Source organism: Paraburkholderia sp. RAU6.4a (genome assembly GCF_050435625.1).
Classification (GTDB): Bacteria; Pseudomonadota; Gammaproteobacteria; order Burkholderiales; family Burkholderiaceae; genus Paraburkholderia; species Paraburkholderia tuberum.
In genome coordinates, this window is sequence record NZ_JBNDKQ010000002.1 from 916,889 (window position 1) to 932,507 (window position 15,619).

At 61.8% G+C, this 15,619-nt stretch carries 11 protein-coding genes and 2 pseudogenes; 4 read left to right on the forward strand and 9 right to left on the reverse strand.

Annotation, left to right across the window (positions count from 1 at the left end):
• Positions 1-88: 88 nt before the first annotated feature.
• Positions 89-1,015: a LysR substrate-binding domain-containing protein gene (locus tag OKW40_RS08910; RefSeq protein WP_429489338.1), complete on the reverse strand. Its 927-nt coding sequence runs from the start codon at positions 1,013-1,015 to the stop codon at positions 89-91.
• 235 nt (positions 1,016-1,250) lie between these two features.
• Between OKW40_RS08910 and OKW40_RS08915 the strand changes: the two genes are divergently transcribed.
• Together OKW40_RS08915 and OKW40_RS08920 are read left to right on the forward strand one after the other, a co-directional pair.
• Positions 1,251-2,270: a Bug family tripartite tricarboxylate transporter substrate binding protein gene (locus OKW40_RS08915; RefSeq protein ID WP_429489340.1), complete on the forward strand. Its 1,020-nt coding sequence runs from the start codon at positions 1,251-1,253 to the stop codon at positions 2,268-2,270.
• Between the two features lie 150 nt (positions 2,271-2,420).
• Entirely contained in the window at positions 2,421-3,728 is a 1,308-nt protein-coding gene (locus OKW40_RS08920; RefSeq protein WP_429489342.1) for an NAD-binding protein, read from the forward strand.
• A gap of 113 nt (positions 3,729-3,841) precedes the next feature.
• Here OKW40_RS08920 and OKW40_RS08925 read toward each other — a convergent pair whose 3' ends face one another.
• Positions 3,842-4,261 (reverse strand): GFA family protein, encoded by a 420-nt coding sequence (locus OKW40_RS08925; RefSeq protein ID WP_429489344.1) that lies wholly within the window; start codon positions 4,259-4,261, stop codon positions 3,842-3,844.
• Between the two features lie 457 nt (positions 4,262-4,718).
• Here OKW40_RS08925 and OKW40_RS08930 point away from each other — a divergent pair.
• Both OKW40_RS08930 and OKW40_RS08935 read left to right on the forward strand, forming a co-directional pair.
• Positions 4,719-5,874: pseudogene (locus tag OKW40_RS08930) on the forward strand (IS110 family transposase).
• A gap of 1,256 nt (positions 5,875-7,130) precedes the next feature.
• Positions 7,131-7,559, forward strand: a complete 429-nt coding sequence (locus tag OKW40_RS08935) for a hypothetical protein (protein ID WP_184057206.1) — start codon at positions 7,131-7,133, stop codon at positions 7,557-7,559.
• Positions 7,560-7,619: 60 nt separating this feature from the next.
• On the opposite strand, the pseudogene OKW40_RS08940 reads toward OKW40_RS08935, so the two are convergent.
• The 7 genes and pseudogenes from OKW40_RS08940 to OKW40_RS08970 all read right to left on the reverse strand — a co-directional run bounded on the left by OKW40_RS08940 (position 7,620) and on the right by OKW40_RS08970 (position 15,607).
• Positions 7,620-8,341 (reverse strand): annotated as a pseudogene (locus OKW40_RS08940) (DNA adenine methylase).
• A 15-nt stretch (positions 8,342-8,356) separates the two neighbouring features.
• Positions 8,357-9,406 carry a relaxase/mobilization nuclease domain-containing protein gene (locus OKW40_RS08945; protein WP_184057208.1) on the reverse strand — a complete coding sequence of 350 codons (1,050 nt, stop codon included), beginning with the start codon at positions 9,404-9,406 and terminating at the stop codon, positions 8,357-8,359.
• Position 9,407: 1 nt separating this feature from the next.
• The gene (locus OKW40_RS08950; RefSeq protein ID WP_184057210.1) at positions 9,408-9,935 is read right to left on the reverse strand and encodes a plasmid stabilization protein; all 528 of its coding nucleotides are present in this window, start codon (positions 9,933-9,935) and stop codon (positions 9,408-9,410) included.
• Positions 9,936-9,945: 10 nt separating this feature from the next.
• Positions 9,946-11,502: an LPD7 domain-containing protein gene (locus tag OKW40_RS08955; RefSeq protein WP_429489347.1), complete on the reverse strand. Its 1,557-nt coding sequence runs from the start codon at positions 11,500-11,502 to the stop codon at positions 9,946-9,948.
• 42 nt (positions 11,503-11,544) lie between these two features.
• Positions 11,545-13,431, reverse strand: coding sequence for a PriCT-2 domain-containing protein (locus tag OKW40_RS08960; RefSeq protein WP_429489348.1), 1,887 nt, complete (start codon positions 13,429-13,431; stop codon positions 11,545-11,547).
• Complete coding sequence (locus tag OKW40_RS08965; protein WP_429489350.1) at positions 13,428-15,209, reverse strand: type IV secretory system conjugative DNA transfer family protein; 1,782 nt, start codon at positions 15,207-15,209, stop codon at positions 13,428-13,430. The genes OKW40_RS08960 and OKW40_RS08965 overlap by 4 nt, the downstream gene beginning before the upstream one ends.
• On the reverse strand, positions 15,206-15,607 hold the full coding sequence (locus tag OKW40_RS08970) for a hypothetical protein (protein WP_184057218.1): 402 nt from the start codon (positions 15,605-15,607) through the stop codon (positions 15,206-15,208). The genes OKW40_RS08965 and OKW40_RS08970 overlap by 4 nt, the downstream gene beginning before the upstream one ends.
• Between the last annotated feature and the right edge of the window lie 12 nt (positions 15,608-15,619).

Sequence of the window (15,619 nt, forward strand, 5' to 3'; positions counted from 1 at the left end):
TTTTCGATTCATTTCGCGTGCCGCGAGACGTAACCACACTCACTTGGAAAGGGCTTGTCAGAACACCTTTCATCAGTGAAATACGCTCTCATCGGACAAACGCCGTTACTCCCCGCCACCGTCCTTCGTCAACCAGCCTTAAGGCCACCTCGCGCAAAACGAGACGAGCCCCGAGGCCGGATGGAGTCAACTCTTCATCTGCGAGAGACGCGATCAGATTCACACGGCTAAGCGTCATCGCAAGTATCGGTACCGTGTGAAGCGTGGACCCCTTGCATCGCTCTAGCGCCGCGGCTGGTTGAATTGTTACGCCCATGCCATTGCTGACCGCCTCCATGAGCGTTGCGAGTCCGTCAATTTCTGCAGTGACGTTTATCGCCGTACCAGCTTTCGAGAACGCGCCATCCACCAGAGATCGGAGTCCGTGCGGGCTACTCGGGAGAATGAGGGGAAATTGCCCAAGCTCAGAGATGTCATATCCGGCGGAGTCTGCAGGCGCTGGCAGTTCATCAGCAGAGATCACATACAACCGCTCAGAAAGCAGCGGAGCGGTCTGCAGCCTCTTCGCCCGAGTTCCTCCGAAGATGATGGCTACGTCGATCTGTCGAGAAGCGAGCAATGATTCGAGATTGCCCGACAGACTCTCAACGATGCGAACCCCGACATCAGGATATCGAGATTTCATCTCTCGAAGGAAAGGCAACGCGAGGACGCCCGAAGTAGTCGGCGCGAGTCCCACCGACGCCTCGCCCGATAAACGGCCCAGCTTCGCCGCTTTGGCCGCATCGTCGGTGATTCGCAGAATCAGCTGCGCTTTGTGCCAGAAAGTCAGGCCTGCATTTGTAGGTTGCACGCCATTCTTGCTGCGCGTCAGGAGTCGCACCGACAGCTCGCTTTCCAGACGACTGATCTGCTGGCTTAACGCAGAGGTGACGAGATCGAGCTCGACGGCAGCCCGCCCCATGCTGCCGCTCTGCACGACCTGTACGAAATAGCGAAGCTGCCGAATTTCCATATCCGTTGCCTTACTTAGCACTCACCGACCTGGAGGGCGCGTGTATCGGCCCGATCCGAGAGACGCCCCTAAGACCCTGCGACACGACAAGGCTGATACCGCCCGACGTGTCGGTCTCGCGAGACCTCTCACGTTGCTTTCTTGTTGCGTTTCGGTCACCGGAACGAGTACCATTATGATCACTGTACAGCATCAGTCAAGCGCTCTGTTAGAAATTTCATGATTGGAGGAAAACATGCGTGGTAACTGGACATCAAAGTCGTTTGGACACCTGCTTGGGGCATTCATCTGGTTTTTCCTGGCCGGTCTCACTATGCAGCACGCGCGCGCCGAAAGCAGTTATCCGTCTCGCCCAATCAAGCTGCTTGTAGGATTCAACGCCGCAGGCGCCACAGATACGATCGCCCGATACTATGCGTCGAAACTCAGCGACGTTTTGCGGACGAGTGTTTACGTTGAGAACCGCCCAGGCGCATACCAGATGATTGCAATACGGAATCTGAAGTCCGCACCGGCGGACGGGTACACGCTGTTCCTGATCACCGGTAGCGCCGCTTCGCAATATCCCGGTTTGCAGAAGGACCTTCCGTACGATCCAGAAAAAGACTTTTCCTTCATCGGCCTTGTGGGAGAAGCACCGGGCGTGATCGTTGCAAGTCCGTCTCTTCCCGTTTCAAATGTTTCTGATCTTGTGAATTATTGCAAGGCTCATCCCGGCTCGCTGAACTTTGGTTCTTCCGGCATCGGATCGGCGAGCCACATCCAGATGGAATATCTGTCGAGCCTTGCAGGGATACGCATGACTCACATTCCCTTCAAGGCTGACGCCGAAATCATCACGGCGCTGCTCTCCGGATCGGTACAGATCGGGATGACGCCGATTCAAGGGGCGCTCCCATCGATTCAGAGTGGGATGGTGCGCGCTCTTGCCGTTACGGGTACCCGGCGGGTCGCATCCTTGCCCGATGTACCCGCTCTCGGTGAGGCGAAGATCGCCGGCCTGGGTGCCGTTGACCCTTACACTTACTACGTGCTGCTGGGCCCAAAGGGGCTTCCCGCGGAGCTTATCCAGAAACTCAACGGAGCGATCAATACAGTGTCGCGTATGCCCGAGACCGTCGCCTATATGCACAAGCTTGGATATGAGCCGGGTATTAGCACCCCCCAATCCGTAAGGGACTACGTCCTTCAAGACACGAAAAAGTGGACCGACTTCCACGCGGCGACGCACTTTGATCTGCACATCGGTCAGTGATCTCAGGTTCCGACTATCGCAACTAATATCGATGAATGGATCGCGTGTTACGATTGAACAGCCGACGTCGGAGCGTCGAGGTCGTGGATGCCGCATAGGGCACCCGACAGGCAGGATCCAGTTACTATCAAACTATCATGTGAGGCGACAATGAATATCGGATACATTGGGCTAGGGGCGCTCGGGGGTCAGCTAGCCCGGCGATTCCTGCAGGGCCATCAACTCACGGTGTGGGACATTAATGCGAGCGCGGTCAGGGAACTGGCCGACCTGGGTGCGAGTGTCGCGCCCACCGCAGCCGAACTGGCGAAACGGTCTGACGTGGTTTTTCTCTGCCTGCCGCGCAGCGCAGATGTGAAGAACGCGGTGTTTGCACCGGATGGGCTGGCGGCAGGCTTGACCCCCGGAAAGATCGTGGTTGACCAGACAAGCGGTGTTCCGGAGGAAACGCGGGAAATCGCGGCCGCGCTCTCAAAATCAGGCGTGCTGATGATGGACGCAGCGGTATCGGCAAGCCCTCAGGTTGTTCCCACAGGAAACGCAAACCTCATGGTGTCGGCGCCCGACGAGGTTCTTGATCGGGCAGAGCCGGCACTTCGAGCGATCACCGACAAGATTTTCCGCTGTGGAGCTCGGGTGGGGGACGGTCAGGCCATGAAAACCGTCAACAACGCAATGAACGCGGGCAACCGACTCGGTATGCTTGAGGTTCTGGCATTCGGCAGGAAAACGGGATTGACGCTCCAAACAATTGTGAGTCGTCTGTCAGACGGAGAGGCTCAGTGCCAGATTACTGACCGGATGCTACCAGCCCTGTTACAAGGAAAGGCGTCGACCGATTTCGCGCTGTCCCTGATGCTGAAGGATATCTGTCAGGCACTCTCACTTGGCATGAAGCACCACACTCCGATGCCGATTACAGGCATTGCTCAGGGTCTTCTGCAGATTGGTGGAAATCTGCGAGGTCCCCAGGCTCGCCTCGAAGACATGGTCAATATCATTGCATCCATGGCGGGGTCGAGTATCACGGGTGATCTACCCGAGTCTGCGGTTTTACATCAGGGAAATGACGAAGCCAGCCTTCCGGAAACCCTCGCCGGCGTTGTCGCATCACAGTGCCGTGCGGTCTCGTACGAATGCATCTCCGCCGGCCTGAGCTATGGTCTCCGACTGGAAGACATGGCCCAGGTTCTCCATGGCTCTTCGGGATGGAGTGCTGCGTCGAGAAGTATCTTTCGTGAACTGATCGAAGGGGAGCGGCCGGGCAAATCATCCATTGACGAAGCGACCGCACATCTCCAGGCAGCATGCTCGTTGGCCAGTCGAATAGGTGCTCCGATGATGATCGCAAATGAGACGCGCTCTATCTTCGAGCGGATGCGCGGGCAATTTGGACATGGAAAGCGCATTGATGAGTTGTCGCTGCTCTTTCCGGCGACGGCACGCACCGCGACCTGATTCGCTGGTATCGATGATTAGGGCGTGAAGCGTCGTGTCACAACTACGTACACGACAAACCGCCGGGCATCAATAGAGTGCTCCAGCGACCCTTCACGCTCATTTTTCATCCTTTATGACTGTCCGCTGAATTCTTGTGTGCCTTCGATATGGGGAAGCCAAGGGAACATTCTTTTTGTCCAGATCTGCCTGGCAGGCTTCTGAAGTTCGTATCTCTGCTCTAGCGCCCCCACCCGCAGCGAATAGCTCTGCACGTTTTCCGCAGCTGACGAGTATACGGGGCCGCCGCACGTTCCGCAGAACGCGTGGATGCGCTTGTTCCCCCGATCCGAGATTTTTAGGTAAGTCTTGGGCATGCCCCTTAGCAGATGGAATGTATCGGCGGGCGCCGGTATGTTCATCCTGAAGACGGAACCCGACTGACGCTGGCAGTCGGCACAATGGCAAATTGAAGCGGTTCCAGGCTTCACCTCTGCCTCATAGACGATATCGCCACAAAGACACCGACCTTCTACTCGCATTCTCGTCTCCATCTATGTAATTGAGTTCCAAGCGACAAATCGCTCACGCCCTTTCACTATAGAAGTCGGATCGCTCTCGCTGCAAGTCGATCTCGACGTCGAGGGTTCGCCAGACTGAGCGACGGGCTGTCGTCCGCTGCTCACTCGCCTTTGCTATCCGCAGTAGCTGTTGCCGCGCGCCTCCACGCGGTGAGCTTCCTACCCTCCGGTAATCTGGCTGCGCTTCGTTTTCGTTTGCGGCCACGGCTGCTACTTCAATCCTCGCGCCAGCTTAGTTCCCGGTCGACCAACCATGACACGCGTTCCTCGAGTTCCTCGAAAACGCATCGTGAAACGCGGCTATAAGGATAAGTTTCCCTACGTTAATAGTTCCCTATTCAAGCAGCTCCTAGATCCTATGCACGAAGGAGCCACTAAACACGCCGATCATAAAATCAGCCCGTGTGGATCTTACTCAAAGGAGAGAATCATGCGCACAGATCATGCAGACACGACCCATCCCGAAGCGCTTGTGCTGGCAGTCTCGCTGGAACTGGCTGCGACAAAGTGGAAGGTCGCGCTGCACGACGGCCGCCGCGACAACCCGGCAGTGCACACAGTGGCGGAGCCACAAGCCGCATCCCGCCTGCAGGCTGTGCTGGCCCTGATTGCCCAACACAGGGAGAAGTGGGCACTGCCGGCGGATGTGCGGGTCGTCGTCAGCTACGAAGCCGGCCAGGACGCATTCTGGATCTATCGCGCGCTGCAGGCTCGCGGGATCGAATGTCATGTCGTCGATCCCGCGAGCATTCCCGTTGAGCGTCACAAGCGCCGCGCGAAGACCGACCGGCTCGATGCCATCAAACTGGTCATCAACCTGCGTGCGGTGGCTGCGCGGCGAACGCGACCGCATGCGGGTAATCCGCGTGCCGTCACTGCAGGACGAAGCCTCCCGCCATCTGATGCGTGATCGCGGACAACTACAAAAGGAAGTGCTGCAGCATCGCGACCGTATGCGCAAGCTGCTAGCCACGTTCGGTTGCTGGGATGAGGTCGGCAGCAGGAAGTTCGCCGACCGCCTCATCCGCGGCGAGGTACGGTGTCACGATGGCGCGCCGCTGCCACCCGAGTTCCACGAACGGCTCGTACGCGAGTGTGAACGGCTCGCACTGGCTGAGGAGCAACTGGCGGCACTCGAGAAGACGCGCCAGACCAGTCTGCCCGAGCCTGCGCGCACCCGGATCAGTCATCTCACGCGCCTGAACGGCATCGGGCAGGTTGGGGCCTCAAGACTGGCGCTGGAACTGTTCTGGCGGGAGTTCAGCAACCGCCGTCAGGTCGGCGCGTGCGTGGGCCTCGTCCCGCAACCCTACGACAGCGGCGAGAGCCAGGTGGACCAGGGCATCAGCAGACAGGGCAACCGGCGGGTCCGGGCCCTGCTTGTCGAGATGGCCTGGTCCTGGATTCGCTACCAGCCCACGAGCGCGCTGACGCAGTGGTTCAACCACCGCACCGAGGGCACAGGCCCGAACCGCCGGGCCCGACGGATTACGATCGTCGCGGTGGCACGGCGCCTGGCGATTGCGCTGTGGCGCTATCTGAAGGATGGCGTGATTCCCGCCGGAGCACAGCTGAAATCCGCCTAACCCCTCAGACTCCCGGGAGGTTTGTTCAACGATGTGAGATGAAGCAAATATGGTTTGAAGCGAGCATGCCCGTGTGAAGGACTGGTTGCGCAGCCAGCAACCGATTTTCTAGATGGGGCATGCTCCCGGCGATCTTACCGGCGTAACGCGCATACAGGATGAGGCTGGTTTCATGCCAGCGGATAGAAGTTGGTGAGACGTCAGGTCTCACGGGCGCAAGGATCGACTTCAACCATCGGTGGGTTCAGCGCAACGGCGCCCACTCGCGGTACGAACTGTGAGGAGAGTTCGCTTATCGATGATCAGTCAGTCTGTAAAACGGCTTGACAAGGGACTACTCATAGAAGTCTTCACGAAGGGGGCTGACATTCCGCCCGGACAACCGACTCGTGCCGGATCCAAGACAGAAGCTTTGGCTACCGAAACGACCTCTTATGAAGACACGGCCACCTACATTAGGACTACGAACGAAATAGAAGGCCTGTCGCCCCTCCCGCTAATACAACAATTGCTGCCTGGGTTGGATTACCGCCGCTATGGATCGACAGCATGTGGTGCGGGCAACTGACAATGTCCGTAAAGCCACGCACAAACCGGAAATTGGCGCATCGTGGGTGGCCTTGATGGCGAGTGCACGGGCGGGCTGGCAATCGTCGAAGGCGACCTTGACCGAAACTTGACCAAAGCAGGCAGAAATTGCCCTCAAAAGGGCTTAAAGCATAGTCGGTTAGTGGACGACCACCACTGCAAGTCATTGATTTAACTTAACGTTCCGCCCGTTTACCGCGAACGGGACTTTTAATCCGTTGGTCACAGCTTCGAATCCCGTACGGCGTACCAGCGATTATCTATTGGGAAAACCAAGGGACTGCGCAAAACGGGCCCCTGATCAATGACGCTCCTGAGACTTCAACCGAAGATTTCAAGCCCGTTCCTTTGCACGAGCTGAAGCCTACGCGCCACGATGCCACTGGACTTCTTGTCGTCTTGTCCGAATCCCTGTCGAATCGAACGTCGACGCTGGCGACCGGATGAAGCCTGTCACCAGGAATCTCCTTCGCCAGACGCGTTTCCACTTCCTGCCAGATCTGGCGCCTGGCAGATCGCCGCGGCAGTCGCGCTTCCGCATCTGAATCGATCACGTTGCATTCGTCAGTCAAACGTCTATATTTGGCAGATGAAACCTCGCTCCTGCCTGAGCCCATGTCTTGACCGGAGCAGGTTTATGCCGCAATGCGTGCCTGAAGGAGCGAATCATGGGTTGGCTGAAACTCGCGCTGATCGTCGCTATCGTCGTCGCTGTCGCAAAAGGCCTCCAGCTGTTCAACCGGCACTGCCGGCGCCGGTTCGGCCATTCCTTCTTTACAACACGCGGGTTCTGGCTCACCGCCATCGCGATCAATCTGCTCTGGTGGGGCTTCTATTTCTGGGGGAAAGCACACCTTCAGCACACGACAACATCCGACGGAATCGTCCTGATGGTCTTCGGGCTTGCCGCCGTTGCGTGGCTGCTGTACGAGAATATCCGCGACACCGATCTCGTCCACGGCATCGGTGGCTCAACGCTGCAACTGCTCCTGTTTTTTCCGCTGGCACTTTACAGCTTTCCGTTGCTGATCATGGGCATGGTTTTCGTGCTGGTCGCCTCGTACAAGGCGGGCCCCGCACTGCTCATGGATCGCTGACACCAGAACGTGAGTCGAAGCGCGGCGCCAGACGCGCTCAAACTGGCGCCGTTACCAATGTCAGAATGGTCCGACAGGGTCTTTCGACCGGTCCCCGCTGTAGATAATGAGTTCGCTGCGCGGCGCGGTATTTCCTACACCGCCAACGGTGTACTGGATATCGACGCATTCCATGTCAAACTGCGCGAACAACGCCCTCATCGCCGGGTCGTTATTGAGCGTCAGGATCGCCCGCCCCGCAACCCGCCCAGCATTCCCGCCATACGCTCGTACTGTTCAAATTCAAACGGCAGGCCGCAGCCCTCTGTTTCCCAGTATGGGGGGCAAGATAGAAAAAAGTGTGTGGCCGATCGTACCGGTCCATGCAGGCATGCCAGTCCAGCTTTTCGATATACGCTCCCGACACCCTGAGATGGGCCGCCGAAAGCGTCTCCTCCAGGCGCAACAGATTGAGCCCCGGCGACGAGGTCGTCGCGGTACCGAAAGTCCGCCCTTCAACCCGGCCGCCGAATCAGTTCTGCTGGAGGTAGTACAAGCGCGCTGCACGCTGGATGTCGGTCAGTGTGTGACTCTTCGAGGTGATGCTGCACCACGCGGTACAGGTTCACGAGCTCATCGTTCACGTCGTTCAGGACTTCGACCGCCGCGGGCGGCCGCATGAAGAAGAGCGCCGCTGCACCCGCGAAGACCTCAACGTAACAGCTGTGGGCCGGAAACCGCGGAATGAGTATGTCCGCGAGCCGCCGCTTGCCGCCTATCCACAGAATGATCGGCATCGCCATTCACATCTCCTCTGCTCACCGCTCCACGCGGACATCCAGGTCGTCCAGAAACAGTTCCTGCTGGGTCTCACCGCGGTCCGTGCGACGTAATCCACGCTCACGCATTGAGCTACGCCGACGTATTCCTTCATTCCGGCCGGTGCGTCCGGTGTCGGGCCGGTCGTGCTGGACCGGCATCGTCTGCACGAAGTCTGTGATCATTTCCGCCAGGCTCCGGTCATCAGCACTCTGCGAGCCAGCCATCGCGTGAACGACGCCTTGCCATGCTTCGAGCGGCCCAGCGTGTGCGTGCCACAAGGCAAGGCGGGTCGGCTCGTCCAGCCCCGATCGCCAGTAACGTGGTATTTCTCCGCGCGCGCTCAGATGCACGACAGCCTGTTTCGGATAGCGCCGCGTTTCGCCACGGGCGAGTCGCGGCGTCGCGTTTGCCTCAACGCCGTGCTCCCGCAACTGCCCGGCAAACCGTTCGCGCCAACGTTGCAGGTCCTTCCTGCGCGGGTTGAGCCGCCTGCCGTCCGGCCCGCGTACCTGCACGCTCAGATGCACGTGCGGGTGCGCTTCGTCATCGTGCGCCGCAAAGACATACCGTCTGCCGTCACCGAATTCCGCAGCCGCGAACGCGCGCGCGGCGTTGCGCACCGCCTGCCGGTCCGTCCCCGGTGGCATTGACAGCAAAACGTTGAACACCTCCCGCCTGCGGCTTTCCTCTGGAATACCCCATCCACCGAGGTGCCACGCATCCGCGAGATCGTGCAGCGCCTCGCGACCCAGCACGGTCATCCCGTCCTGGTCCTCGAGTTCCACCTTACCGTTGCGCGAGATGTAGCGCAGATGACGGCGCACAGCGCCCATGCCCTGCGCGCTCGACGTCTTGTTCGTGATCTTGACCATCACCTCGGGGATACGCCTGAGCGTGCGGGCGAGCTGCTCGCGCATGTGTCGCACATCCCGCTGGAGTTCGCCGCGCGACACACGCGGCGCCCGCACGTGCCGCAGCGGGTCGTGAAAGAGCCGGTCACCCCAGTTCAGCAGCATCTGATCGACGTATGTCTTCGGAAAAGGCATGCTAGCGGCTCCAGCGATCGAGATTGGCGCGCAACACCAGCATGACTGCACGCAAGTGCGTATCGATCACGGCACGGGCGCCCTCGATCATGTGCGTCATGTGCGCCGCGTCGCGCGCATCACCATGCGCCTGCAACCGTCCGAGCAACGTCACGATCGTGGCCAGATGCTGGTTTGAATCTGCAAGCAGTCGCATCTCCCGCTCGCCCAGTTGCGGCTCGTGCACAAGCTGCGCGCGGATCACGGCAACTACCCAGCGGTTGACATTCAGTCCACTTGCCAATGCACGCTGTCGGGCCGCTTCGAGTTCCTCCTGTGTGAGGCGAACTTCGATGCGTTCGCGATGCCCGTCGACCGGAAAATGGCCTTCATGCCCGGCGAACCCGTCCGGCGACTCGTCCTGCCCCAGCACACCGTGGACCAGTTGCCGCACACCATCGGCCGCCGTGACGCCGTGAAGGATGCACCACGCCTCCCAGCGTGACTTCGCCGGCCCGAGATCCACACACAGTCGCATACGCGTGGTCATGCGCGTGCTCCTACAGGGACGGAGGCGCCGGTTCTGCCGGACAACGTTCGACCTCGCGGGTCGGGACGCGCTGCGCTGCCGTGCGAGTGCGGCGGTTCCGTGCGGAAGGGGCCTCGGGATCAAACACGCGCGGTCGCGGCACGGTGACGCCCTCCGCCACGAACGCGGCCAGCAGCCGTTGCGCGTGCTGCTGCACGCGCGTAATGGATGGCTCGCTGAAACCCTGCTGCCGCATCGCGGCGGTCAGTACAGCCATCTGCACGGCGTGCTCTTCGGGTGACGCGACGGGAGTTTCACGCCGCACGGCTTGGGTGTGCTGCGGAGTTACCGGCCGCGCAGTCCCGCTCCTTCCCGCCTCGCCCCTACTGTCGGACGCCTCGCGACGCGACTGCGTCGGCTCCTTCCCCACGACATCGACCTGCCACGTATTGCGATAGACCTCCTTTTCCTCTTCGCCAATCACATTTCCCGTCGCGTCGAGAACCGGCACCATCACCGTCACGAGACGCCGGCCAAGGTTTTCAAGCATCGCCTGCTGTCCGGGGAGTGCGCCGGACTCCGCAACGGCCCGCTCCAGATCCACACCCCAGACGACACGGTCCGCACCACCCGCATCGCGATAGACAACGTAATACGAGTCACTGCGCGCAGGATTGTGCTGATAGGGCGCGCCGCCGTACTCGACCAGTTCGCCCACGTAGCGCTGACGCTCCTGCCCCTCAGATTCAGCAACGTGTGGCCCGGTTTCGGCGGCTGGAGCAGCATGCGGCGGTTCGCCAGCCGCCGGTCGCGCGGCGGCGCCCTTCTCCAGTTGCCGGGAGGCATCGCGCTTCGCTGGTTGCGCCGCCTGCGATTCCGTGGGACCAGCCGTCACCGCAGGCGCTTTCGGGGAATCCGCAGGAACCCGCGCAGCCTCAGCCGTTTGCGACACGTCAATGCGGTTCGTCATCCGGTCACGACGACCTTCGGCCAGACGCGCCAGGTCGACTGCCTTCGGCTCGTATCCGCTCACCTCGATGCCGAGCAGCATCGCCCGGACCCACACCTCGCGCCGGAACTGCTCGTGGCCTGACACCCGCACGCGCCCCCAGGCCTTGGCACGAACCATGTCCACCATCGACTCAACGACGTCCGGCCGGTTGTGTTCCGTCACCAGGCAGGGACCGATATCCTCGAATGCGAGCTGATGCGGCGCATCCTTCAGGAAATACTGATTGCCCGCCCGCAGGTAGCGCTTTCGCACTGTCTCTGGCGGATTCCCAAGCGGCGCCCATCGCATGGCGGCCGCATCGTCGCTGCCAAGCGGCGTCGCTTCCGATGTCGGTTGCCGTGCCGCAACCTGCGGCGGGGCCTCCGCCTGGATGGCCTGATCGCGCAGCCGCGCCCGCGCGGCATCGAACTCGCGGCGCCGGCGTGCGCCCAGCGCATCGGCCGCCGTCTGGTCGAAGCGGTCTGCGCCCGCAGCGCCGCCCTGCGGATCCTGAAGCGGCGGCGGATCTGGTTCGATCACGTTGATAACCGGATCGTCCGCAGGCGTGCCGGTCGAGGTTGTGGTTTCATCCATCATGGATCTCCCTCTGGTCGCTGGCTGACACAGCGTCGCGCGCGATCAGCGTTGCTGCCCTTCACCCTGTTCGCGGCCGGCGCGCTCCTTCGACTGCGCGAGGGCGGCTGCCCGTGCTTCCCTCACCCGCGTCCATGACACGCCCTGCAACTGGTCGAGTGTCGCATCGAGGTCGTTGCCGAAACCCACCTCGCGTGCGGACTTCTTCAGGGATGCAACCGTGCGCTCGAACAGATCGCGCGCACGGTCCCACGGATACACCTTCCCGTGGTTGCCGTCGTAGCCAACCTGCACCTCCGCCCCATTGAGGCGCTGGTTTTCGTCCATCCACCGCAGCCGGTCCGAGACGAATTCCACACTCGCCTTCGCGTGGAATACCACGCTACGCGTCGACACTTCCTGGATCAGGTAGTGCTCGGTGTTGAACACCTCGCCACGGTACGGACCACCATTCTCACGGGGCGTCGCCATGCGGATCTGTGCGCCGAAACGATGCTGGGCCAGCGCCTTGATCTCGCCCGGCACCTCGTCGAGTCCATACAGCGGTTCGCCCACCTGACGGCGCACCGGCGCATCCGGCGCACGCGCTGGTGGAGACTCAACGTTCGGCGCCTTGGTCACGCGCCGGTCCTGTTCCGGCGGTTGGGACTGTGCCTGCCCGGCTGCAGGCGCCGGGTTTTCCTGCAGCGCCAGTCCTGGCGCGTCCTGATTCGCCGCCCGCCGACGCGAGGTACGACGCCGGCCCGACGTCTCTGCGTCACCCACGAGTTTCTCTTTCACGTTACCCATTTCACCCTCCTTCAGTGCATCGCCCGATCCGTCTTCAGCCATGGCCTGTCCAGTCACTTCCGCATCCACAACCGCCCGCCCAGGCGCCTCGTAGAGTGACTGCCTTAAAAGCTCACCAACGGCACGGGATCCGGACAGCACGGTCATGTCATCGAAGTCAGTCGGCATCTCGCCGACAATGCGGGCCTCCGGTGCAAAGTGCGGTTCTGCCAGCAGCGACGACGTGCCGAGCGCGGCCTGCTTCGCATGTTCATACCCGGCACCGAGATCGGCGAGCACCGCGATCTCCCCTTCCGGGTAACGGCCGCGCCACATCGCTGCCACCGGCCGCAGGTTGCCGCTCGACAGCGCGGCGACGCTGAACCAGCCGGTCGCCTGCCAGACTGCCAGTGCCGTTGCCACCCCTTCGGCGATCAGGATCGGCGTGACCGCACCCTCGCGAAACTGGCCCGGTTCAACCACCCAGTAGCCGCCCGACTTGGCACCACCGGCCAGCGCAGACTTGCGTCCTTCGGCATCGATCAGTTCCAGTGTCGAAAGGGTCTCGCCGATGCGGACCGGCACCACCAGCACGCGGCCGGTGAGCGGCTCCTCGGCACTGCGCGGCGCATATCCGAGCAGCGCATGCAGTTCCTCGGCCTCGAGTTCGCGCAGCGTGGGGACAGCCCTGACCTGCTTGCGTTCGAGATACGGATGTCCGGGCCCCACCGGCCGTGCCCACTTCCAGATCGCCAGTGCCTCCCGCGCGACGGCCGCCTGTCGCGAACGCACACGCGCCTCAACTATGCCCTCCTGCTGCGCCTGGTCCACGGACGGACGCGCTGATGGCACGCGCGGTCGGTCCGTCGGTTCCATCGCCGCGCGCGACGCCCTGACATCGAAGCCGTGCTGCTGCGCCAGCCAGAAGAGCGACGCGAGTGTCTTGCCGCCCGACTCTCCGGCCGAGCGCCACGTCGCCCGCGCCGCACGCTCGCTATAGTTGTGGGCGGTGCGGCTCCATTCGTCCCAGATGTCGAAGCCGGCCTCGCCGAATCCCTGCTTGAGCGCGAACGCCATGTCGACCCAGGTGGTGTAGTCTTCGGCTGGAATCGTGGCCAGTGCCGCGCGCGCACGCTCCTCTTCACTCAGGTACCGGGCATTCATTGGCGTTCTCCGTGAAGCGGCACGACATTCGAACTGTCACCCACATGCGATGCAGCTCGCCCGCGCTGGGTGCGAGATGCGCCCGCGGCGCGCGCAGACTTCCGCCTAAGCGTGCCATCCGAGGGGCGCAGTTCCGCGACGTCGAGATCAGACGGCGACAGCCGCCGCGCCGCGACGGCAATGCGCGCAGCCGGCACCCCTAGCAGCATGAAATGCCGCTCGGCATAGGCGGCGGCCTCGTCGTCGCTCATGTCGTTAAGGTGCCGTGGCAGGTCGCGCGGATCCCAGGCCTGGAGCACTTCCAGATACTCCGGCGGAATGTGCATCACGCCGGCTTCATCCACGTCGTCGGGTTGCACATCCCTCACGCGCCGTTCGACCTGAGCCACAAAACGCACGAGATCCATCGCCGGGATGGCTGGCGCCGTGCGCAGGCGGGAGGTGAACACCGGATCACGCCAGTAGCAGATCCGTTCGGCCAGGATCGGCTTCGTGTTTTCGAGCAGGATGATTTCCTTCTCGCGCCCCAGTTCCTTCAGTTCCTGAGGCAACAGCAGGGGCCGGCGCTGCTCGGAGAAGCTCTCGCTCGAGCCGCCCCGGCCGCCAAAGATCGCGGTCGACCGGCTCACACTGCGCGAGCGGTCCGTGAAGGTGCCGAGCATCTCCGAGTATTCGTTCGCATCCTTCTGCTCACGTGGTGCGTAGATGATCTGCATCGCGTGATTCGTGACGAAAGTCCTCGCGTCCGCGCGGCCATAGACCGATTCAAGCTGTGAGATCGACTGCACGATCGAAAGCAGCCGCAGGTTGTATCCCGCCATATAGGCGACAGCGCGGGCGATGATGTGAATCCTGCCGACCGACGTGAATTCGTCCATCAGCATCAGGCACTGTACCGTCAGCTCCGGGTTGTCCTGGGGCAGTTGCCGAGTGTTCAGATTGACAAGTTGCGAGAACACCAGGTTGACGACCAGCGCGGCCTCGGCCAGATGGTCCGGCGTGATGCCGACATACACCGACATGCGGCGCCTGCGCACGTCGCGCAGGTCGAAGTCATTGGCGCTCGTCGCGGCATCAACGATCGGATTGGCCCAGATCGTCAGCGGCGCATTGAACGTCGCGAGTATGCTCGCAAGGACCTTGTCGTCGTTCGCAAGAAAGCGGTTCAGCGCGTCGACGCACGCACCGGTGAGCAGCTGCCGGTTCTGCAGCAGCGCCTGCTGGAGATACACCTTGACGGGCATGCCGTTACCGGACGACTGCCGCAGCACCTCGCCCATGGTCACCGGATAGTCCGGCACATCGGTGTCGCCGCTGCGGCGCGCATCGCGCCACTCGCATAGCAGCAGTACGATCCCGAGAAACAGGTTGCGGGCCTGATCCTTCCAGAAGTCGTCGTGACCGCCGACCGGATACAGCGCGTATCCGATTGCAAGAATATCGCCGACGCGGAACACCCCGTCCGGGATCGGCGACAACGGGTTATACCGGTGCGTACGGCCATCCTCGGCAAACGGATTGAACAGGTACACGTCATGGCCGTGTGCGCGACGAAACCCTGCCGTGAGGTTGAAGTTCTCCTGCTTGATATCGAGCACGACCACCGAATCCGGGTAGCTCAGCAGGTTGGGCACCACGACGCCGACGCCCTTACCCGACCGTGCTGGCGCCGCAAGCAGCACGAACTGCTGGCCCGTGAACCGAAGGTAGCGGCCACGCCAGACGCCCACGACCAGCGGCGGGCCGCTGAATGCTTCTGATGTCGTCACCGTGCTCATAGCAGCCCTGCCCGGCGGATGTCCGCCTCGTTTGCGAACCGCGCGCTGCCATAAAGACGCCGACGGCCGGAGCGATCCAGCAGCGTGTAAGCGCCAAGCGCCGGCGCACCAAACGCGAGCAGGAAGCCGAACAGCGCGGTGCCAGCAAGCCGCCGCCCCTGCCCTGGCAGGCGTCCGTCGTACCAGGTCAGCGCCGCATCCGGCCAGGCATGAAACCCGGCATGAAGCGGATTGGCATGCTGGCTCGCGACGAAGAAAAACGACGCCAGCCAGAGGGCGAGGATCAGACCGGCAGCAGCAGTCGCCACAATCGCGAGCGTGACCAACGCGCGCACCGCGTGATACCCGGCCCCCCTGCTGGTTGTGCGTACCGTTCCGGTTGCCTTTCCGATGCCCATGGCCTGCTCTCC